The following is a 20,605-nucleotide window of genomic DNA, read 5'->3' on the forward strand; positions in this document are numbered from 1 at the left end:
ATCACATTCTTTACACAGCGCACATAGCGGACAGCGGCATTGTTGGCACATCCTTTTCTCATGCGCAGAAAATGCTCGAAGTCGTCAATTATGCCGGAGGTCACATCCTTTATCGGAATATCATCCATTTTATGCGTCAGTTTGAAAAACTCCGCAAGGTAATCAACACAGCGCACCCAACGCTGATAAGTGGCTTTCACAATGTCGCCACGTTCCAGTTCCTCCTTGCGTTTCTCGTTGGTTTCATGGAACACATCGCAGAGCATTTTGGGCTTCTCGACAGTGCCGAGGAAATGGTCTCGCAGTATTTTCGGATTTACCATCTTCCCATCGCGCACAAGCATATTGTGGATTTCGAGGAAACGGGCTTTCACAACCTCGATATACTTGTTAAGTTCGAGGTCTCGGCGCGAGCGACCTTTGGACATGGCGCGCTTCTGATCCCAGTTCTCAGGGGCGACACTGCGTCCGAGGTTCATTTCCGAAATCTGACCGCTCACGGTGATGCGGACGAAGATTGGATATTCGCCGTTGCGGAGGGCGCGGGCTTTCCTTGCTATAAAAGACAAGGTGAAATAAGAATCATGTAACATAGTTTGAAATTGTGGTTTAATGGTTACATAAATATAATCATTTTTGCCCAATTTCACAACAGGCAAGAGCAAGGAAATCAACGCCGTATCGCAAATCCGGTGAACATTTCCGTGAACAGGAAGAAACTTCCGGACATTGTTCACGAATTAATGTTCGACAATTTCATGATAATTCACCGTTCTGCCACCTTGTTCACGATTGAACACAATCCCAAACTCGGCTGAACAGACAGAAAAGAGTTAAAAACAAGGCTATATTAACTGTCGCGTAGTTAAAAACTTCAATTGATGTTAAATTTTGCCCGAAATCAACTCATAATTCCCGAAAAGTGGGGTTTTGAACCCGGCGGAGAGTATGCGAACCCCACTTTCAAGTTGACAAATCGCAGAAAAGCGCAGAAGATTAGGATGTTATGTTCATCGGCGTTGTCATCGTGAACAAACTGTTCACGATTTTAGCTGTTCACGAATTGTACACCGCCATACCTCACAATGTTCACGATTCTGCCGGATAGGGGTATTACAAAAATCGCTGAAACTGTCTTAGTTTCAGCGATTTGCAGCGTTTTACCGCTTTGTCTTGTGACCTCGGAGAGGTCAGAATTTTGGAATGTTACCGTCTGCCGAATGTGCAGGTTGGTATTGGGGGGAATGAAGTCGTTATCCCACACATCACCGTTAATACCGAATTAAACCCTCTTGCAAGTGATTACGAGTGTAATCTTGGGCTAAAATCACTGATGCAATTCGGAAAAATCCGCTTTAACATGATTGATTTTACCCTTACAACATATCCTGTGGAATTGTCGGCTATCGTTTCATCAAGGCGTAGTGTTCCAACATTTAAGTTTACCCAAGTGAAACCATTATTTTTAGATTATACCGGAATTGTGGCAATGTCAATAGCTAACGGTTTGCTCAATGTGAATGCTCCAAATGCTCCTGACCTATAACACGTCTTTTCGCTAACCTCATAAGGTCCATAACTTTGCCGAAAAATCAGCATTGTTATGGACTTTCTTAATTATAACTCCGTTGAGACGCTGCCGGGCTATGAAGCCCGCGCCGCGTTCACCGTCAACTCGGCTTCCGTGTTCAAGGAGGACGTGGATATTATGCCGACCATCGTAGATGATACGCTCTCTTATGTGCCAGGGGGCGGCGACAATCAGATGCCTTTCGACTTGCTCGCGCTCGTCGAGAAAGACGAAACGGCGGGATTAACCCGCCGTTTTTATTATAGGTAATAGTTCTTCAGGACGCTGAACCTGTCATCAAGTTCAAATACCCAGGGCGACCCGGTAGGTATCTCCACCTCCATTATCTCTTCAGGAGAGAGATGCAGCAGCATCATGGCGAGTGCCCGCAGGCTGTTGCCGTGGGCGGCAACAAGTACAGTCCCGTATAGATGAATCTTTGGCGAGATAATCTCTTCCCAGCATGCCCTCACGCGTTCAATCGTGTCTTTCAATGACTCAGTGAGCGGAATGTCTTCATATGCGAGATTCATGTAGCGGTCGTCATTGCCGGGATATCTCGGGTCGTCAAGTGACAGCGCCGGTGGCTGTACGTCGTAGCTGCGGCGCCATATGTGTACTTGCTCGTCGCCATACTCCTTTGCTGTCTCCGCTTTATTTAATCCCTGCAAAGCCCCGTAGTGGCGCTCATTAAGGTGCCAGTCCTTTTCGACAGGTACCCAGTCGCGGTCAAGAGCCTCTGCTGCTATCTGCAGAGTGTGGATTGCCCTTTTCAGATAAGAAGTGAAGTAATATTCAGGTAAAATGCCTGCATTAAGCATTTTTTCTCCGGCATTGCGTGCCTCCTCCTTTCCCTTGTCGGTAAGATCCACATCAGTCCATCCGGTAAATCTGTTTTCCAGATTCCACTGGCTCTCTCCATGTCTTAGAAGAACAACTTTTTTCATAATGGTCATGATTTGGAATTGAGTTTATACATCGGAAGCATGAAAATCCATGTCGCTATACAGAAGGGCGCTGTCAGTGTAGCTATTCCTACAGGTGACAGGAACACGTCCAGTCCGGCCTGTACAAATACGGTAAAGACAACTGCGGCAAGCGCGTAGAAGAAAGATTTTACACTCGGTTTATAGAATGTGCATCCTATGGCTATACCTGTCAGTACAGGTGAAAATCCGAATAGTCCGTTTACGATGTCGGCGTGGTCGGCATTGAATATGATGGCGACAGCGAGTGACACGGCTGATGCAATCATCGCCCAAGCTGCCGCCCAGCGGCTGCATAGGGCAAGAGCAACTATGAAGAATATTCCGGTAACCCATGAATTTACCAGAAACACCTGTGAGATGCCTTTAAGCCAGTATATGATAAGGTCGCCGAAAGTGTAGGTGAAATGTTCGGGTGACACTGATGTCGGCAGAGAGGCTATGGACTCTGACACAGGAGGGAGCTGTCCCATCATACGCGCCGACAGCAGTATGAACCACGAGATTACGATGAACGGGAATGTGTAGGATGTGGTATTGAACGGGGCAAACACATTGTTTAACCCTCTTCGGGCTATTACCGTTAGTGCCGAGCCGAGAATCATTGCCACCCATGCCCACACGGTGTTGCCGAGAAACGTGAAAACGGCGCATCCTACAAGGATGCCGTTAAAGCCCCATAATCCCTGGTCGCCGTCGCTCTTTGACTCAAAGATGTAGCCTGTTGCCGTCGACACGATTAGACCGGTGAGTGCGCCCCATGCCACAAGAGGCATGCTTTCCCCGTCAGGACCGTAACAACCCCAGAATATTCCGGCAAGTATCAGCAGACCTGTCCAGGCACTTCCCTGAAACATCACCTGTCCTGCTCCCTTGAGAGTCCCCGAGATATAAGTCATCAGGGTGCGCTGTTGAGTGCTTCCTGATCTAACATTAGTTGCCATATCATTATTTTTTATTATTAGTTAAACATTATCGCCATGGGAAATCAGGAAGCACCGGTTTGCCCTTTACAGCCTGCCTTACGGCGGAGCAAAATTCTCTTACCCGTGTCTTGACCGGTTGAGTCTCCATTCCGAGAACCTTATATAATAGTCCGGAATTATTGGGCAGCCGTGTTAGTCCTGTAGCAACTTTCCCGTTTTCAAAAAATCCCACCTCCGTGGCTTCATATATCTTTTCGGCTTTATCAGGCGGTGTAAGCACTATCACGTTGGCATACATGTCATACTTGCCCATAAGACCAAGATTGCGCAGCGGGTAGTCGTGGGGCTCGATTATGAATTTTTCTCTAAACAGGCGTTGCCCGTCGGGGCGTCGTGCATCACACGTGACCGAGAGGATGTCGTATTTAAATATCTCGTTGTCGCGGTGTTTCCTGCCACACATGAACAGCTCGCTGTAAAACATCGTTGCCGTAGGATGACAGATTATGTCAGTATATGTGATATAGCGCGAATTCAGACACGGGATGGTTGCCTCCGGCATAAATTCAAGATAACTGTCCTCTTCCAGCGTAATTTTCTGATACAGTGCGGAAAAATTATCTTTCATTTCCGCAATCTTTGTCGCGGCGCCTGTAGTGACATGTCCGATTGAGCCGCGTCGCATTTCGATTTCCTGCTCGTAGCGGTCACCGTCGACATTCGGTCCTCCTGATGAAAGGATATAGACGACCGGCATCTCCGGCATTGCCTCGTCGCAGTAAAGTTCCTGCTGTACAATCAACGGCGCGATACGTTCATGATCTCTAAGTATGCTCTTTCCGTCGGAGTCTAATTCAAAGCCAAGACGCAGGTATCCTACCTTTCCCGGCGCGCCAAGATACATGGCGCGCGTAGGATTGTTATATGGCTGCATCTCGCGCATTGCAACGATGCGTTGCATTTCCGGTGCGTTATATACATCTTTCATCAGGGATTCCGTTTAGTCAGTTATGTTCAGTCCTGTGCCTTCTCGTGGTCGAAGAGCGCCATAGCCTTGATTAAGGCGACAAGTTCTTCGATGCCTTCTCCGGTCATGCAGTTGGTAAATACAAACGGTTTGCCGGGACGCATCAGTTTTGAATCGTGATCCATTACTTCCAGTGAGGCATGGACATATGGCGCAAGGTCGGTCTTGTTGATTACAAGTATATCGCTTTGCGAGATACCGGGCCCGTCTTTACGTGGAATCTTGTCGCCAGCCGCGACATCAATTACATAAATGAAGAAGTCCACAAGGGCGGGGGAGAATGTCAGTGTCAGATTATCGCCGCCCGATTCTATCAGTACAATGTCAGTGTCAGGGAATTTCGCTTCCATCTCTTCCACCGCCGCTATGTTCATGGACGGGTCCTCTCTGACCGCTGTGTGAGGGCATGCCCCTGTCTCGACACCGATTATGCGGTCTTCAAGCAGCACTCCTTTCAACATTCGGCGCACATGTTTGGCGTCTTCAGTGGTTACAATATCATTGGTTATGATAAGGACTTTGAATCCTTCTTTAAGCAAGTGGGGGGTTATCGCCTCGATTAAGGCGGTTTTTCCCGACCCTACGGGTCCTCCTATTCCAATTCTGCAGGTGCTCATATAATAAAGAGTTTTTTTGTTGAAATTTTTTTGTTGTCAATTCATGAACATACGCATATTTCCTTTCTCATGAAGCGACGCCATTATGTCCATTCCGGGAACAAAGGCTCTCATGTCCTCGTAGCCCATTTCTTTTACGTGCATGTAGTCGTCGGCGATGCGCGGGGCAAGGTCATATGCTATTTTCTGGGTGTCATAGTGTGACACGCGCACACATCGCAAAGCGGCTCCGAGTATCATGTTCACCACTCCGAATTGCTGTGATGTAAACATCTCCTCCTCCGATATGCCGGCGTGTTGCATCGCTATCGCCTGTGCTATAGGATATGTACCGGCCGTGACCCCCTGGTTGATGTCTTTTAAGAAGCGTGTCATCATAGGGCAATCCGTTATGTGGACCATGAGTTCAGCCATTTTCTTACCCATGCGTAATACCATCTGGCGTGCCTCGTCGTTCATTTTGCAAAGTATGACTTCCTCGTCGGCATGAAGCACTTCTTCGTAGTTGCCGGCTGCCGCCGCGCGGTAGGCAAGTATTGACGCGATTCCGTCGCTGAACGCTGATTGTATTGAAGCCGCTTCTACATATTGCCGCAAGGTGTCGGCGTTGTGAACGATTTTTTCATAAGACGCAGTCTCCAGTCCGTTGGAAAATGAGAAGTTTCCGACAGGAAATTGCGAGTCACTCATCTCAAGAAGCCGCATGGTTGATATAATGGATGTCAAACTCATACTGATGACGTAGAAATATGGTGTTTATGTATGGTGATATATCAGTGGCAGTGGGTAGTGCCGTCAGGATGGGTGTGCATGTGCCCGTGTTCGTGGTGATGCATCGGGTCGGCATGTACATGAGAGTGGCTTTCCTGAGCGGTGCCACCAAACAGGTTGCGTATCTCATGAGGCGCGAGATAGGGTATCACCTCTTTGCCGGCTTGAAATTCATAGGTCACCCCGGGAATGGAGTGGGTGTACATGACGCTTTCCATCACCTTTTTGTCAACGGTGAGCGGTATGTATACCTTGGTGCCTTTTATGACTGCAGGCCAGTGCTGATTGCCGATTGCATGCCCGAGTTCTATACAAGTCTCTATGATTTTCAGCTTGTCTTCTTTTTCTACGGCGGCAAGGTCAATCACAAATACTGGGCTGAGTTCGATGCGTGCCACGATGGCTCTTTTTGTCTCCGGGTCATATTCAAGCACGTCGCCTTCGATAAGCTGATGATTGCGCTTGAGGGCGACTGCACATTGTGTGCCTTTGTCGCCGGTCACGATAAATCGGCTTTTCTGGGCAGTCCATTGGTCAAGATCCAGATACTCTATATCGGCATCCGATAGTTTTTTTGCAAGTTCGGCGTTGCCGTGAATGTTACCGATTACCTCACTGAATATTTTCATAAATAAGAGTTGTTTGTATGGGTTAAATATTCACTGCACGCCTATAAAGAGCGTGCAGTGAGTATAATAATTTAGCTGAACCAATATAATTGGGCGAGTGAGAAGCTTGGTGCCGGTGGAACGTAGGCGAGCTCTCCGTCGACATAGACATAGAATGTTTCAGGATTTATCTCTATGTGCGGCATGGCTGTGTTACGTACCATGTCATACTTGGAAATCTGACGGGTTCCGTGGACAGCATAACATTGACGCTGAAGCCCGAGCTTATCAGGCACACCTGCCTCGATGGAACAACGTGACATAAGATTTACGCAAGTTGCACCGATTGCTTTTCCGAAAGCGCCATACATAGGTCTCATGTAAATAGGCTGCGGGGTTGGCAGTGACGCGTTCGGGTCGCCCATCTGTGCCCAGTTGATAAAGCCTCCCTTTATGACCATCTTGGGCTTTGTTCCGAAGAATGCCGGTTCCCAGAGCACGAGGTCGGCAATTTTGCCTTTTTCAATAGAACCGAGTATGTCGGAACATCCGTAGGTGATAGCCGGGTTTATGGTCACCTTGGCGAGATATCGCAATACACGGAAGTTATCGTTGCTGTCGCTGTCTTCGCGGAGCTTACCGCGTACATCCTTCATGTAGCTTGCCATCTGGAATGAGCGCATAAACGATTCGCCGACACGACCCATTGCCTGAGAGTCACTTGACACCATTGAAAGCACACCGAGGTCGTGAAGAATATTTTCGGCTGATTGTGTCTCCGGGCGCACACGGCTCTCGGCAAATGCGACATCACTTGGAATATTGGGATTCAAGTTGTGGCACACCATAATCATGTCAAACAACTCTGCCTTTGAATTAATACCGAATGGCAGGGTGGGGTTGGTTGATGAAGGCAGTACATTTGCCATTGACGCCACTTTCAGAAGGTCGGGTGCGTGACCTCCGCCGGCACCTTCAGTGTGGTAGGTGTGGATTGTACGTCCGTCCATAGCCGCGATGGTGTCTTCCACATATCCGGCTTCGTTCAGTGTATCAGTGTGGATTGCCACCTGTACGTCAAGACGGTCGGCTGAATCAAGGCAGGCTCTGATGGCTGCAGGGGTTGAGCCCCAGTCTTCGTGAATCTTATATCCGCAGCTTCCTGCATAAATCTGCTCGTCAAGTGTCTCTTTTACCGAACTGTTACCCTTTGCGAGACATCCGTAGTTGATAGGTATTCCCTCAAATGATTCCAGCATCTTATACATGTTCCATACACCGGAAGTGATGGTGGTGCCGTTGGTTCCGTCGGTCGGACCGATACCACCGCCGATAAGTGTGGTTATACCATTGGACAGGCAGTCATATGCCTGCTGCGGGGAGATATGGTGAACGTGACCGTCAATAGCGGCTGCTGTAAGGATTAGATGCTCGCCTGAAATGGCATCGGTCGACGGACCTGTCACCAGGTCGGGAGATACACCGTCCATCACATCAGGGTTACCTGCCTTGCCTATGCCTGCGATTTTGCCGTCCTTGATGCCGACATCGGCTTTGACGACTCCTAAGATAGGGTCAAGGATGGTGACATTGGTTATCACGAGGTCAAGAGATCCACCCTTGACCGAGTAGCGGTTGGCAAGTCCCATGCCGTCGCGAAGGGTTTTACCGCCACCATAAACAGCCTCGTCACCGTAGACGCGAAGATCCTTTTCAATCTCGACATACAAGTGAGTGTTGCCAAGACGTATTTTATCACCTACAGTAGGTCCGAAGAGGTTGTTATTTTCTTGTCTGGAAATAGTTGCCATAATTTAAAAATTTGAGAGATTTACTTGGATGTTTCAGCCTCAGCCTCATCTTCGCTTACGTTTTTGAATCCATACTCCTGCATACGGCGTATCGCACGTATTCTTTCAGGGAAGTAGGTCGGGGTGTCTTCACCGCCTGTGTATCCGTCAACAAGTCCATTGAAGCCAAACACCTTTCTCTTGCCGCCGTAGCTTACTACTTCGACCACCTTTTCATCACCGGGTTCAAATCGGATGGCGGTTGTCGCAGGGATATTCAGGTGGCATCCGAAAGTCTTCTCTCTGTCAAATTCCAGATAACGGTTTACTTCAAAGAAGTGGAAGTGAGAGCCTACCTGTATAGGTCGGTCGCCTGTATTGTGTACTGTCACTGTCGCTGTGTACCGGTCGGTGTTATATTCAATCGGGTCGGCGGCAAGGATAACGCCGCCTACCGGAGGTTCTGTAGCCGGGGTGAATCCCGGAGTGACAGGGTCATAGATAGGGGGCACTCCATTGTACACTGCCATAGGGGTGTCACTTGACTTTGGGGGATTGGATTTGCTGAATCCCTCATTATTCATAGGCGGGTTGCCCGGTGCCTGTGCATCGGTAGCTTGAATTTTGGTTTTGTCTGTAGCCATGATTTTCTACTTTTATGAGGGGGTGGGTTACTTGATAGGATGATGGATGCTGACCAATCGTGAGCCGTCGGTAAATACCGCTTCTACCTGAAGAAGGTGAATCATGTCGGCAACGCCTTCCATGACATCCTCTTTCTTCAGCACATTGGCTGCCTCTACCATCACTTCTTCTACTGTCTTACCGGCACGGGCTTCTTCAAGGGCTGCCGATGTGATGTAAGCCACAGCTTCCGGATAATTAAGCTTCAGCCCTTTGTTTTTGCGGCGTTCGGCTATGATACCCAAGTTGAGCAACATCAGTTTGTCGATTTCTTTAGGAGTAAGATGCATAACTAAATATGTTTATGTTATAATTTTAACATCTTCTATATTCAAAAGTTCATCTTTAATCAGTAAATATTTATAAATTTACAGGACAAAAATATGCTTATGGAAAAGGTCTGGTTATCAATATTGTTTTTTCTTTTCTGTTGTCCGGTTTACGGGCAATGGGCGTTACCCCACATCTCGGTTGCTCACGTAAGGACCGAGCCTCGCCACGGTGCGGAAATGTCGACTCAGGCGTTGATGGGCAATCCTCTCAGGGTTGATTCGCTGACCGTAAATGGCTGGGCTGCGGTGACAATGCCCGACGGATATACGGGATATATCATCGAAAATTCTCTTACTTTGCTTGATGATAGATCGCTGGATGATTGGCGTAAGTCAGACAGAGGGATTATAGCCTCTCTACATGAGGTATGTGGCTACGCTGACTCTTTAAAGTGTAGTCCGGTCACTGACTTTGTCGCCGGCGACATTGTCGTGTTTACCGGTGCTGTCGCACACGGATGCTCCAAAGTGCTCCTTCCCGACAGTAGAGAGTGCTGGGTGGACGACGGTTATATAATGAGTCTTGATGAGCTTGCATTTACCGGAATGGATGCCGTGCTTGAAATGGCATATGCTCAGATGGGAGTGCCTTATCTTTGGGGCGGACTCTCGACAAAGGGCATGGACTGCTCGGGGCTTACCAAGCTTGCGTTCTTCTCTTCGGGAATTATTTTGCCGAGGGACGCTTCGCAGCAGGTATCTGTCGGCTTGCCGGTCAGGATTGCTGAACTTATTCCGGGCGACCTTGTGTTTTATGGAAATCAGTCGACCGGGCGCGTGAACCATGTCGCGCTATATGAAGGCGAAGGCATGGTAATCGAGGCGGCGGGAAGAGTGCGCCGGAATAAAGTTGAGGCTGCCGGTGCTGTTATCACTGCCCGCAGGCTTGATGTGGGGTCATTGCCTTCCGTTGCCTCTCATCCGTGGTATTATTCTAAAAATGTAGAGTAGATTGAGTCTATTTTTGATTCGATAGCTTCATCAAGCTCAATGCTGATGGGCTCGGTTTCGAGACGTTTTGGAGCCTCTTGTCTTACCGGTGATGGGCTTGGCGATGATTTCTTTGTCTCTTCCGGTGCTTGCCGGCTCTTGCTTTTATTGCGGTTTTTATCGCTTTTCCTTGACACATGCCCCGACGAGTGATAATTGGATGTGTAATATCGCTCGTTTACGTTGCTTATAATTACTCCCCGGCTTGCCGAAGCATGGATAAATTGCCCGTCACCGAGATATAGCCCGACATGTGACACCTTTTTCTTGTCTTTACCCGTCGCAAAGAAAAGTAGGTCACCTGTAGTCAGCGCCCCCTTCTTTATCGCCTTACAGAATTTCTGCTGTTGGGCTGAGTTGCGCGGAATGGAGAGTCCGAGGGCTTTAAAATATACTTTCATAGTAAGTCCGGAGCAGTCAGTGCCTGAATAGTCGGAGCCACCATATCGGTAAGGTGTGCCAAGCCAGGTCAAGGCTTCTTCAACAATGCGCTTGTCCTCTCCTTTAAGATGCTCGGGGTTGAATGTCAGTCCACCGAGATATTCCGACTTGTCTTTACGTTTTGTTGCAGACTTTGATGACTTACAGCCGCTTAACATGGATGTAGCAGCTATAAGCATAATCATTATGATGTTTAGATACCGGACGCTTTTTCTCATGTCTGCAAATTTAATAATTAAATCATCGTCCTATCCCTATTTTAACATCATATAATAAAAAAGCCGGATGTCAATCCGGCTTTAGATATTGAAACGTGATTAACGGCTACTTGCCCTCCTTTTTCAATCTGAATCCTGCTTGAAGTCCGTCGTAACTCTGTAAGAGAGAGTTTACGCCTTTCAGGGTTGAATTTCCGGAAATGGACGAGATTGTATTTACGAGAGTCATAAGCTTTGACACATCGAAGGTTATCGACAGCTGATTGCCGGCTTTGCTCACTGCCGCGTTAAGACTGCCCATATTCATCTTGCCCATGGCCTTGAACTGGAATTTCATGAATCCTGCCTCTTCCCCCTGGGAAAGGGTGCCTGAGAGGGAGCCACGGTTAAACTTCATTGTAAAGGTGCTGTCGGCATTTACCGTGAGCACGAGTTTGTCAAGACCCGCGCGCTGATAATATGGCGCAATCTTGTTTTCGATAGTTGCTGATGCAGCTGCACCGCCCGCTTTTTTTAGCAGGTCGTCGCTTTTGAAGGTTACCGCAGGAGCTGTGTAATTCCACGTTCCGGTCAAGTCGGCAGGCGTGAGCTTGCTTGTGCCCAATACGTTGCCTAAAACCGAGCCTAACACGTCACCGAGTCCCGAACCGCTGTTGCCTGATTCTGTTGATTCGGTTGTTTCGCCTGACTTACCACCGATGCCTTTAAGTATATCTTTCAAGTCAAAAGATTGAGCCGATACCGTGCAAGTGCAAAGAAAGGCTAAAATTAAAGAATAGATTGTCTTCATTTATACATTGTATTGGTTATTGTTATTCAAGTATAATGTCGCCGAAGCAGTCGGGACGTTCAAAGTCAGGTGATGGAGAGTCAATCGGCATCCATGACAGGAAGTGGGGCTGAGACGTTCCCGATGCACACTTGAAGAAGTTTCCTTTCATGCTGAGAGGAAATGCGGGTGTCGCGATGCCGAGAACGTCAAGCGGTATCTCGGCAAGTATATTCCAGGTGAAAAGTCCCTCAAGCTCACGGAAAGGGCGGTTGCCGCATGATGCAAAGCATGCGATTCTGTTAAGCTTGTCCTCGGGAATCATTGTCACTGAACCGTCGGCGGCATGTATCTTGCCACACAATGTGCCGATGCAATTAATCATCAGTGATATGTAGGTCGGACTGTCGGTGGACGGCCGGATGCACATGCCTACACATGAATCTTCGTACACAGGGCTGTTGGGCTTGTCGTTGATGGCGCGGAGATAGTTGCAACGCACGAAGAAGTCGACAAAGAGTGTATCGGCGGAATGTGCGACAGAAAACGTGGTGAGCGGATGGTAAGGGTATCTGTCTTTCCATCCGAGAGAGTCAATGGTGCGTCTCACGCCGTTTTCCTCAAGCGAGTTGATTAGTGAGTCGGCATCCGAGATGTCGGAATTTCCGAGCGCGGGCACATGTAGAATCTGTGTATTACTGTCCATTTTTTGAAGTCGTTATAAAGAAATATAATCTTTTATGCCCATTATTAACCCTACTGCCGACATGATTAACAGCACGCTTCCGATTATGCGGTTTATGAGCCATAATGACCTTACGTTGAAGTGGGAACGCACCTTGTTGACAAAGTAGGTGATGGTAAACCACCATAGTAGCGCTCCACAGAATATAGCCGTATAGCCGGAAATGTAGTGATAGTAACGGAATTCAGGCAACAGGAAATTAAATCGGGCAAAGAGTCCGATGATAAAAAAGAGTATGAGAGGGTTGGAAAATGTCAGTATGAATCCTGTGACAAAGTCTTTCCAATAGGTGTTTGGAGAGTCATTGGGGGTGGTGAGCCTGCGAGTCGGATTCTTGCGGAAAAGATAGAAGGCAAATCCTGCAAGCACTACCGAACCTATAATCTGCAGCAAGAGCTGGTTTGCTTCGATGAAATCGGTGATAAATGATAGTCCCAGACCGGTCAGAAGGCAATATATGAGGTCGCTTAGCGCAGCTCCCATTCCGGTGAAAAATGCCGGCCACCGACCCTTGTTCAGGGTGCGTTGGATACATAACATTCCTATCGGCCCCATCGGTGCCGATATGAGTATGCCTATGGCGATACCGCGGATGACTATGTATAACAGAGATTCCATGGTCAGCAATTACATTCAAAGTTACAGCAATTGTCGGTAAATAAAAAGTTTTAACAAAAAATTAAGACTTTGGCGGGTCAATAACTGTGATGCTCACGTCGTGCCGCATCAATACGCAACATTATAAATACCAGAAATGTAAATCCCCAGAGTGATGATCCGCCATAGCTTAGGAACGGTAACGGAATACCGATTACCGGACATAGCCCTATGACCATTCCTACATTGATTGCAAGGTGGAAAATGAAAAAGGAGGCGACACAGTAGGCATATACTCTTCCGAAAATGGTAGGTTGGCGCTCGGCTATTGTGAGTACGCGCAATATTAGTCCGAGAAACAGTAAAAGGACTACCGTGGTGCCTATGAATCCTTCTTCTTCGCCGATTGTGCAGAAGATGAAGTCGGTGTGCTGTTCCGGCACGTATTTTAGTTTGGTCTGAGTGCCGTTGAGAAATCCTTTTCCGGCAAAGCCTCCTGAGCCTATCGCAATCTTTGACTGGTTGACGTTGTAGCCGGCGCCGCGCAAATCCTCTACTATGCCGAGGGACACCTTAATACGCTGTTGCTGGTGGGGCTGAAGCACATCGTTGAATACTTTGTTGACGGAAAAAAGAAACACGATAGCAGCTATTGCGCCACCCACAGTGACGAGCAACGGTTTTGCCGGACTCTTGAATGAAAGGAGAAGGGTATAGATTAATGCCACTCCGATAACCGGCAAAAAGAATGCAAGTCCCGGTATATTCACACTGCATAAACCGAGTATCCAGGCTATAATGCCGGTGCCGAGAAACCATAGCAGCACATTGCGCGCGCCGATCAGCTGTTTGCAGTAAGTGGCAAGCATCGCCACAATCAGCATCTCTATCATAATAAACACGGATACCTCTCCTGATGGAATGCCCATAATCATTGTCTCCGTGTATTTTACAGTCGTCACAAAGAACACTACTGCGCATAATGCCGCCGCCAGTACAAGTCCGCTCATTCCCTCGCGGTACAACACAAAAAACAGTGCCATATAGGCAAGTGCGGAGCCTGTCTCTTTCTGGGCGAGAATAAGCCCGATAGGCAGCATTATTATGATAAGCGCCTTCAGGTAGCTTGACGCTGAGGAGTTAAGCGAGAAGTTATAGGACGAGAAAAGCTTGGCAAGTGCAAGCGCCGTCGCGAATTTGGCAAATTCGGCCGGTTGCAGGCTCATGGGTCCCAATACGAGCCACGAGCGTGAACCCTTTATATCAGGCGCCACAAAGATTGTGACGATAAGCAGCAGTATGAGTATTCCGTAGATAGGATAGGCATATGCTTCATATATGCGGAAATCTATAAGTATTATTACAAGTCCGGCGAGCAGGGCAAGACCTACCCATCGCAATTGTTTGCCCGAAAACTCGTCAAAAGAAAAAATGGACGCGTTGTCGAAGTCATAGCTTGCGGCATATACTGAGATTATACCGCCTATGACAAGCAATAGATATATTATTACAGTAATCCAGTCAAGATTACGGAATACGGATGTAGTATTAGTGCTTTTTAACTCCACTGCTTATAATTGTATTTGATTCAAACATCCTGGTCTCCAGGTATTGACGCTCAGGAGCGATAGTGTCGGTAAGATACTTCTCAATCATCAGTGAGCCGATGGGTACTCCATATGTGGCACCGAATCCGGCATTCTCTACATATACGCATATCGCTATCTTGGGGTCGTTGTAAGGTGCAAATCCGATAAATGCCGAATGGTCCTTTCCGTGGGGGTTCTGTGCGGTTCCTGTTTTTCCACACACCTCGATGTCTCTGAGATTGGCAAGACGGCATGTACCACCGGTGACAGCCATTCTCATGCCTTCGGCGACATCTTCAAAATGCTGCCGGTCTATTGTCGGGTAGCGGCGCTCTGTAAGTTCGACAGGCAGGATGGTATCCTGAATCTCCTTTACCACATGAGGCGTTATAAACCACCCGCGGTTAGCGATTGTCGCGCATAGATTGGCGATTTGCAATGGTGTGGCGAGAATCTCGCCTTGTCCTATGGCGATTGAAATTATCGTGTTGGCGCTCCAGTGACCTTCGCCATATATCTTGTTGTAAAATTGTGCGTTAGGTATAAATCCTCGACTTTCACCCGGCAGGTCGACACCGAGCTTATAGCCATAACCGAGCGATACAAGATGACGCTTCCACACCTCGAATGCTTCTGCTACCGACCCGTATTTTGCTCGTTTACCGTCAAGCATCGCTTTTAATCCCCAGCAAAAAAATGCGTTACATGATGTCTGAAGCGCAGGTTTAAGGGCGATAGGGGAGCCGTGTCCGTGGCAGCCTACACGCAATCCTCCGTTGATGAAGCCGTGATAGCAGGGGTAGGCTGTGGTGAGCGAAATTATGTCTTCCTGGCGAAGTATCAATCCCTGACTCGGCTTGAATGTCGAGCCGGGGGGGTAGGCTCCCATCAGCGAGCGGTCATAAAGGGGCTTGTAAAAGTTGTTTACAAGTTCTTTGTAATTTTTGCCGCGTTCTCTGCCGACGAGCAGTTTGGGGTCATAGGTGGGACTGCTCACCATGGCAAGTATCTCCCCGGTCGATGGCTCGATTGCCACTATCGCACCGATTTTATTCTGCATCAGTTTCTCCCCATACATCTGCAGGTCTATGTCGATGCTGAGCTTTATGTCACGACCTGACACTGGCGCCACATCATGAGCCCCGTCATCATATTTGCCCTTGATTCTGCCGTAAGCGTCTCTTATCAGTATCTCGACTCCTTTTTCTCCGCGAAGGTATTCCTCATAACTTTTCTCCACGCCAAGGTCGCCGCAATAGTCGCCTGCGGCATAATAATTGTCGCGCTCGATATCGCGCTGTGATACTTCCCTGATGTTGCCAAGCACATTTGCCGCGGCTGAATGCATGTATTGGCGAAGTATTCGCTGCTGGATGAAGAAGCCTGGAAAGCGGTAAAGTTTCTCTTGAAGTCTGCCGTAGTCCTGGGCCGATATGTGGGTTATGAATTTTTGAGGTGTATAGGACGAGTAGCCGGGATTAAGACGCTTGTCTTTCATGTCGGCTATACGTTTTAGAAACTGGTCTTTTGTGATATTCAGGGTGCTGCAGAAGTCGAGGGTGTCAAATTCCTGTACATTTTTAGGAATCATCATCACATCATAGGCAGGTTGATTGTACACCACCAGTTTGTCATTCCTGTCGCGCATCATTCCGCGTGATGGGTAGAGCGTTTTGCGCATGAACGCGTTGGAGTCGGCAAATATCTTATAATTGCTATCCATGACCTGCAGGTTGAAAAGCCTGACGAGGTAAATGGCGACAATCAGGATAATGAAGCCGCCTATTATGTATTTACGTTTTTCAAGATTGTAGTCTTTTCTCATAGTAAAGGATTATTGTCAATCATGACGTGAAACCACACTGTCAAGACCGAGCAGCAAAAGGAATGTGAGCAGTGTGCTGCAGAATATCCGTAACAGCATGCGCCAGATGTCAAAAAACGAAAATGCCTCGATTATGAATATCGTGGTGCAGTAAAGCAGCACTACGGTAAAGAGGTATTTCATATAGATTTCCTGTCCTAATGAACGTATCGACGGTTCCGGAATGGAAAGCTCGTCTTCACGAGGAAAGAAAAAGTGCAATAATGAGTGGCGTGACATCGCTATGATCGTACATGCAAGTGAGTTCATGCCTTGGGTGTTGGCAAAAATATCTACGCTCAGTCCTGCAATGAAGGATAGGGTAAGCACCCAGTTGGCTGAAAGAGTGAGCGGCAGATAAACGATAAAATAAATGAATACAAACGGCACCGCTACGTTAAAAAGGCATATGTTGTTAAACACCATTGCCTGTAGCAGCACAAGCACGATGAACAGTATGGAGAATTGTATTATTGTCTTAGTCATAGAGGTCTGTATCAATCATTTTCTTCTCCCTCCTGGAGCTGCATCAGTTCATCCTTCATGTTATTGCGGATAACCCTGACTGTGCTAAGGGTGGTAAAGTCAGTGAATAGTTTTATTCGCAGCGCATAGAAATTGTCGTCATGCTCCTTTTCGTGGCTTATGATGGTGCCCACCGGGATCCCTTCCGGAAATACGGCAGAGTATCCGCTGGTCACTATTGTGTCGCCTTTCTTGAACTTTTCGTGGCGCGGCATCTCTTCAAGAATTGCCTCATGGGGACTCTTGCCGTCCCACACGAGGGAGCCGAAATATTCTCTGCCTTTGACCTTGCAGGAAAGGCGCATCTTCGGATTCAGCAACGAGATTATGCGCGCCGAGTGGTCGCCTACAACATTTATTATGCCTACGACTCCATTCTGGTCCACCACGCCCATTTCAGGCTTAATCGAGTCAAGACGCCCTTTCTCTATGGTTATGTAGTTGTTGGCTCTCGATACGCTGTTGCTTATTACGTGGGCTATGATGAAGTCAAACTGTACGAGCGACGAGTCGCGGGAGAGCGAGTCGGCTATTGCCTCTTCCCGGTAACGTGCAAGCTCCTTGTTCAGACAGATTACTTCTGATTCAAGACTTGCGTTACGTCGCTGGAGGTCCTCGTTGATGTCGTGCAGGTGAAAATATGAAGTCACCATGCTTGAGGTCTTGAATACAAGCGAGCTTACCTTATTTGCCGACGTAAGGTAGATATAGTGCTGATAAGGATTGCCGTTAAAGAGCAGCATGCAACTTATAATCACGTATATGATGAATATAAACCACTTGCTGTACTTTAGAAAAAAATCAAGCAGATTGCGCATCGATTACCGTTTATGGGTGGTGACTATGTGAACGTAAGGACACACCCTATGGTGTGTCCCTACATCAGGGCGCTAATCACGCCCTGTAGAAATCTCGGTAAATGACATAAGTCAGGATTGTTTACCGTATGAGGAATTTGAACTTGTTTATATTCTTCAGGGCGACTCCCGTACCGCGTGCCACTGCAAGAAGGGGATCTTCGGCGATATGGAACGGAATGCCGATTTTGTCAACGAGACGCTTGTCAAGACCGCGCAGCAACGCGCCGCCTCCGGCAAGCCAGATGCCGTTGCGTACAATGTCGGCATACAATTCGGGCGGTGTCTGCTCGAGGGCGCTTAACACAGCCGCCTCGATTTTTGATATCGATTTTTCGATACAATGAGAAATCTCCTGATAGCTTACCGGAACTTCCATAGGCAGTGCGGTCATGTGGTTGGGACCGTGTACGATATAGTCTTCCGGCGGGTTTTCAAGTTCGGTAAGGGCTGAGCCTACATTCATTTTGATCAGTTCGGCAGTGCGTTCGCCTACTTTGATATTGTGGGCGCGGCGCATGTGTTGCTGGATGTCATCGGTAAGGTCATCGCCTGCAATCTGGATGCTTTTGTTACTTACGATGCCTCCCAGCGAGATTACCGCGATTTCAGAGCTACCGCCGCCTATGTCGACAATCATGTTTCCTTCCGGAGCCTGGACGTCAAGACCTATTCCAAGCGCTGCAGCCATAGGCTCGTAAATCATGTATACGTCACGTCCGCCGGCGTGTTCCGACGAGTCTCTTACGGCACGTATCTCTACTTCTGTCGAGCCTGACGGGATGCCGACCACCATGCGTAGCGAGGGTGAAAACCAGTTGCTCTTGGTGCTTACTTTCTTGATTAGTCCGCGTATCATGAGTTCCGCCGCGTTAAAGTCGGCGATCACTCCCTTGCGGAGCGGGCGTACGGTACGGATGCCTTCCGGCTCTTTTCCCTGCATCTGCTGTGCCTCGGTGCCGACAGCGATAAGCTTGCCGGTTTTTGTGTCAAGTGCCACTATTGACGGTTCGTCAATCACAATCTTATCATTGTGGATGATGATGGTGTTTGCCGTTCCGAGGTCAATGGCTATTTCTTTGGTAAACGAGAAAAGTCCCATTTTTTAATTTCTGAATATTGATGTTAATTAGTGCTTGAAGTGGCGTATGCCGGTCATTACCATAGCTATGCCGTTCTTGTTGCAGTATTCGACAGTCTCGTTGTCGCGGATTGAGCCGCCGGGCTGGATTACTGCGTTTATTCCTTCGTTGTGGGCGATTTCAACGCAGTCGGCAAAGGGGAAGAACGCGTCTGATGCCATAACTGCGCCGTTAAGGTCAAATCCGAATGACTTCGCCTTTTCGATTGCATGTTTCAGAGCGTCTACTCGTGAAGTCTGTCCTACGCCGCTTGCATATAACTGTTCGCCTTTTGCAAGCACGATTGCGTTGCTCTTTGAATTTTTCACAATCTTGTTGGCAAAGAGCAGGTCCTTTACCTGTTCGGGGGTTACCGCAAGGTCGGTAGCCTGTTTAAGGTCGTCGGCAACTTCAATCTTGAGGTCGCGTTCCTGTCCAAGCGCACCGTTAAGGCAAGAGCGGAACTGCATCTTCTCTGTAATCGGGGCTTTCTGAACGAGGATTATGCGGTTTTTCTTTTGCTTGAGGATTTCAAGTGCATCGTCGTCATAGGCGGGGGCTATGATTACCTCAAAGAAAATCTTGTTGATTTCTTCAGCTGCTTTCGCGTCAACTGTACCGTTGGTGATAAGCACTCCGCCAAATGCCGATACCGGGTCGCCGGCGAGAGCGTCGGCCCACGCCTCGGCGATAGTGGGGCGGGTGGCAAGACCACACGCGTTGTTGTGTTTCAGCACAGCGAAAGTGGGGTCGCTGAACTCTGAAATCAGAGTGACTGCAGCATCGATGTCAAGCAGGTTGTTGTAAGAGATTTCTTTGCCGTGAAGCTGAGTGAAGATTTTGTCGAAGTCGCCGAAGAAATAACCCTTCTGGTGGGGATTTTCTCCATAACGCATCGTCTTTGCTCCGTCGATAGCGACGCGGAGAGCCGACGGACCTTCCTCCTGATCAAAGTAATTGAAGATAGAGCTGTCGTAGCCGGAGCTTACAGCGAAAGCCTCTTTTGCAAACCAGCGGCGCTCGCTCAATGACGATTGTGCGCCATTGTTGCGCAGAAGCTCTGCGAGGGGTGAATACTGGTCTTTTGAAGCGACGATGATAACGTCGTTATAGTTTTTGGCTGCAGCGCGTATAAGCGAGATGCCGCCTATGTCAATCTTTTCTATGATGTCTTCATGAGAAGCACCTGAAGCAACTGTGTCGACAAACGGATACAGGTCGACAATCACGAGGTCGATTTCAGGTATTTCGTATTGTTTTATCTGTGACTGGTCTCCTTCGTGGTCGCGACGGTTGAGTATGCCGCCAAACACTTTGGGGTGGAGTGTCTTTACGCGGCCGCCAAGTATTGAGGGGTATCCGGTGAGGTCTTCTACGAGGGCACACGGATAGCCAAGGCTCTCGATAAATGATTGTGTACCACCTGTTGACAGGAACTGTACGCCTTCTTTATTTAATAACGCGAGTATTTCATCTAAGCCGTCTTTGTGATAAACGGAGACCAGTGCGGTCTTGATCTTTTTAATGTCAGACATTCTCTTATTCTTTATTTTGCGGTTCAGGATGCAAAATTATTAA

Annotated in this window: 22 protein-coding genes and 1 pseudogene; 3 read left to right on the plus strand and 20 right to left on the minus strand. The window is 48.1% G+C overall.

All coding sequences use genetic code 11. The annotated features are described in order from the left end of the window. Window positions 1-593, minus strand: a 593-nt coding sequence (locus tag E4T81_RS03195; protein ID WP_209308145.1) for a phage integrase SAM-like domain-containing protein, incomplete at its 3' end; no start/stop codon positions are given. Between the two features lie 605 nt (window positions 594-1,198). Between E4T81_RS03195 and E4T81_RS03200 the strand changes: the two genes are divergently transcribed. Both E4T81_RS03200 and E4T81_RS03205 read left to right on the plus strand, forming a co-directional pair. Continuing rightward, window positions 1,199-1,546, plus strand: a complete 348-nt coding sequence (locus E4T81_RS03200; RefSeq protein WP_135041346.1) for a hypothetical protein — start codon at window positions 1,199-1,201, stop codon at window positions 1,544-1,546. A 57-nt stretch (window positions 1,547-1,603) separates the two neighbouring features. Continuing rightward, window positions 1,604-1,840, plus strand: a complete 237-nt coding sequence (locus E4T81_RS03205) for a hypothetical protein (protein WP_135041348.1) — start codon at window positions 1,604-1,606, stop codon at window positions 1,838-1,840. Here E4T81_RS03205 and gpmA read toward each other — a convergent pair. The 9 genes and pseudogenes from gpmA to E4T81_RS03250 form a co-directional block, all read right to left on the minus strand. Continuing rightward, window positions 1,831-2,517 carry a 2,3-diphosphoglycerate-dependent phosphoglycerate mutase gene (gpmA, locus tag E4T81_RS03210; protein WP_135041350.1) on the minus strand — a complete coding sequence of 229 codons (687 nt, stop codon included), beginning with the start codon at window positions 2,515-2,517 and terminating at the stop codon, window positions 1,831-1,833. The two genes, E4T81_RS03205 and gpmA, sit on opposite strands and share 10 nt — an antisense overlap. A 5-nt stretch (window positions 2,518-2,522) precedes the next feature. Beyond that, on the minus strand, window positions 2,523-3,500 hold the full coding sequence (locus tag E4T81_RS03215) for an urea transporter (RefSeq protein ID WP_135041352.1): 978 nt from the start codon (window positions 3,498-3,500) through the stop codon (window positions 2,523-2,525). Between the two features lie 28 nt (window positions 3,501-3,528). After that, window positions 3,529-4,470, minus strand: coding sequence for an urease accessory protein UreD (locus E4T81_RS03220; RefSeq protein ID WP_245206999.1), 942 nt, complete (start codon window positions 4,468-4,470; stop codon window positions 3,529-3,531). Between the two features lie 26 nt (window positions 4,471-4,496). Continuing rightward, on the minus strand, window positions 4,497-5,126 hold the full coding sequence (gene ureG, locus E4T81_RS03225; protein ID WP_135041354.1) for an urease accessory protein UreG: 630 nt from the start codon (window positions 5,124-5,126) through the stop codon (window positions 4,497-4,499). Between the two features lie 36 nt (window positions 5,127-5,162). After that, on the minus strand, window positions 5,163-5,858 hold the full coding sequence (locus E4T81_RS03230; RefSeq protein WP_245207000.1) for an urease accessory protein UreF: 696 nt from the start codon (window positions 5,856-5,858) through the stop codon (window positions 5,163-5,165). A gap of 41 nt (window positions 5,859-5,899) precedes the next feature. Next, window positions 5,900-6,526 carry an urease accessory protein UreE gene (ureE, locus tag E4T81_RS03235; protein WP_135041356.1) on the minus strand — a complete coding sequence of 209 codons (627 nt, stop codon included), beginning with the start codon at window positions 6,524-6,526 and terminating at the stop codon, window positions 5,900-5,902. Between the two features lie 71 nt (window positions 6,527-6,597). Continuing rightward, window positions 6,598-8,316, minus strand: a complete 1,719-nt coding sequence (locus E4T81_RS03240) for an urease subunit alpha (RefSeq protein WP_135041358.1) — start codon at window positions 8,314-8,316, stop codon at window positions 6,598-6,600. 143 nt (window positions 8,317-8,459) lie between these two features. Next, a pseudogene (locus E4T81_RS16060) lies at window positions 8,460-8,738 on the minus strand (urease subunit beta); the annotation flags it as partial. 228 nt (window positions 8,739-8,966) lie between these two features. Then, a complete protein-coding gene (locus E4T81_RS03250; RefSeq protein WP_135041360.1) occupies window positions 8,967-9,269 on the minus strand; it encodes an urease subunit gamma in 303 nt (100 codons plus the stop codon). Between the two features lie 99 nt (window positions 9,270-9,368). Between E4T81_RS03250 and E4T81_RS03255 the strand changes: the two genes are divergently transcribed. After that, window positions 9,369-10,262 (plus strand): C40 family peptidase, encoded by an 894-nt coding sequence (locus tag E4T81_RS03255; RefSeq protein WP_167761622.1) that lies wholly within the window; start codon window positions 9,369-9,371, stop codon window positions 10,260-10,262. Here the strand turns inward: E4T81_RS03255 and E4T81_RS03260 are convergent. The 10 genes from E4T81_RS03260 to purH form a co-directional block, all read right to left on the minus strand. Further along, entirely contained in the window at window positions 10,241-10,960 is a 720-nt protein-coding gene (locus E4T81_RS03260; RefSeq protein ID WP_135041364.1) for a C40 family peptidase, read from the minus strand. The genes E4T81_RS03255 and E4T81_RS03260 overlap by 22 nt on opposite strands. A gap of 106 nt (window positions 10,961-11,066) precedes the next feature. Beyond that, a complete protein-coding gene (locus E4T81_RS03265) occupies window positions 11,067-11,681 on the minus strand; it encodes a DUF4923 family protein (protein WP_167761624.1) in 615 nt (204 codons plus the stop codon). Window positions 11,682-11,772: 91 nt separating this feature from the next. Continuing rightward, window positions 11,773-12,435 carry a carbohydrate-binding family 9-like protein gene (locus E4T81_RS03270; protein WP_135041368.1) on the minus strand — a complete coding sequence of 221 codons (663 nt, stop codon included), beginning with the start codon at window positions 12,433-12,435 and terminating at the stop codon, window positions 11,773-11,775. Between the two features lie 12 nt (window positions 12,436-12,447). Further along, window positions 12,448-13,092, minus strand: coding sequence for a LysE family translocator (locus E4T81_RS03275; RefSeq protein WP_135041370.1), 645 nt, complete (start codon window positions 13,090-13,092; stop codon window positions 12,448-12,450). A gap of 77 nt (window positions 13,093-13,169) precedes the next feature. Continuing rightward, window positions 13,170-14,639, minus strand: coding sequence for a rod shape-determining protein RodA (gene rodA / locus E4T81_RS03280; RefSeq protein WP_135041371.1), 1,470 nt, complete (start codon window positions 14,637-14,639; stop codon window positions 13,170-13,172). Next, complete coding sequence (locus E4T81_RS03285) at window positions 14,620-16,485, minus strand: penicillin-binding transpeptidase domain-containing protein (RefSeq protein ID WP_135041373.1); 1,866 nt, start codon at window positions 16,483-16,485, stop codon at window positions 14,620-14,622. Before E4T81_RS03285 ends, rodA begins: the two co-directional genes overlap by 20 nt. A 15-nt stretch (window positions 16,486-16,500) precedes the next feature. Further along, the gene (locus tag E4T81_RS03290) at window positions 16,501-17,010 is read right to left on the minus strand and encodes a rod shape-determining protein MreD (protein ID WP_135041375.1); all 510 of its coding nucleotides are present in this window, start codon (window positions 17,008-17,010) and stop codon (window positions 16,501-16,503) included. An 11-nt stretch (window positions 17,011-17,021) separates the two neighbouring features. Continuing rightward, on the minus strand, window positions 17,022-17,867 hold the full coding sequence (mreC, locus tag E4T81_RS03295; RefSeq protein ID WP_135041377.1) for a rod shape-determining protein MreC: 846 nt from the start codon (window positions 17,865-17,867) through the stop codon (window positions 17,022-17,024). Window positions 17,868-17,988: 121 nt separating this feature from the next. Beyond that, entirely contained in the window at window positions 17,989-19,008 is a 1,020-nt protein-coding gene (locus tag E4T81_RS03300; protein ID WP_135041380.1) for a rod shape-determining protein, read from the minus strand. Between the two features lie 27 nt (window positions 19,009-19,035). Further along, a complete protein-coding gene (purH, locus tag E4T81_RS03305) occupies window positions 19,036-20,562 on the minus strand; it encodes a bifunctional phosphoribosylaminoimidazolecarboxamide formyltransferase/IMP cyclohydrolase (protein ID WP_135041382.1) in 1,527 nt (508 codons plus the stop codon). Between the last annotated feature and the right edge of the window lie 43 nt (window positions 20,563-20,605).

The organism is Barnesiella sp. WM24 (assembly GCF_004570975.1).
Classification (GTDB): Bacteria; Bacteroidota; Bacteroidia; order Bacteroidales; family Muribaculaceae; genus Muribaculum.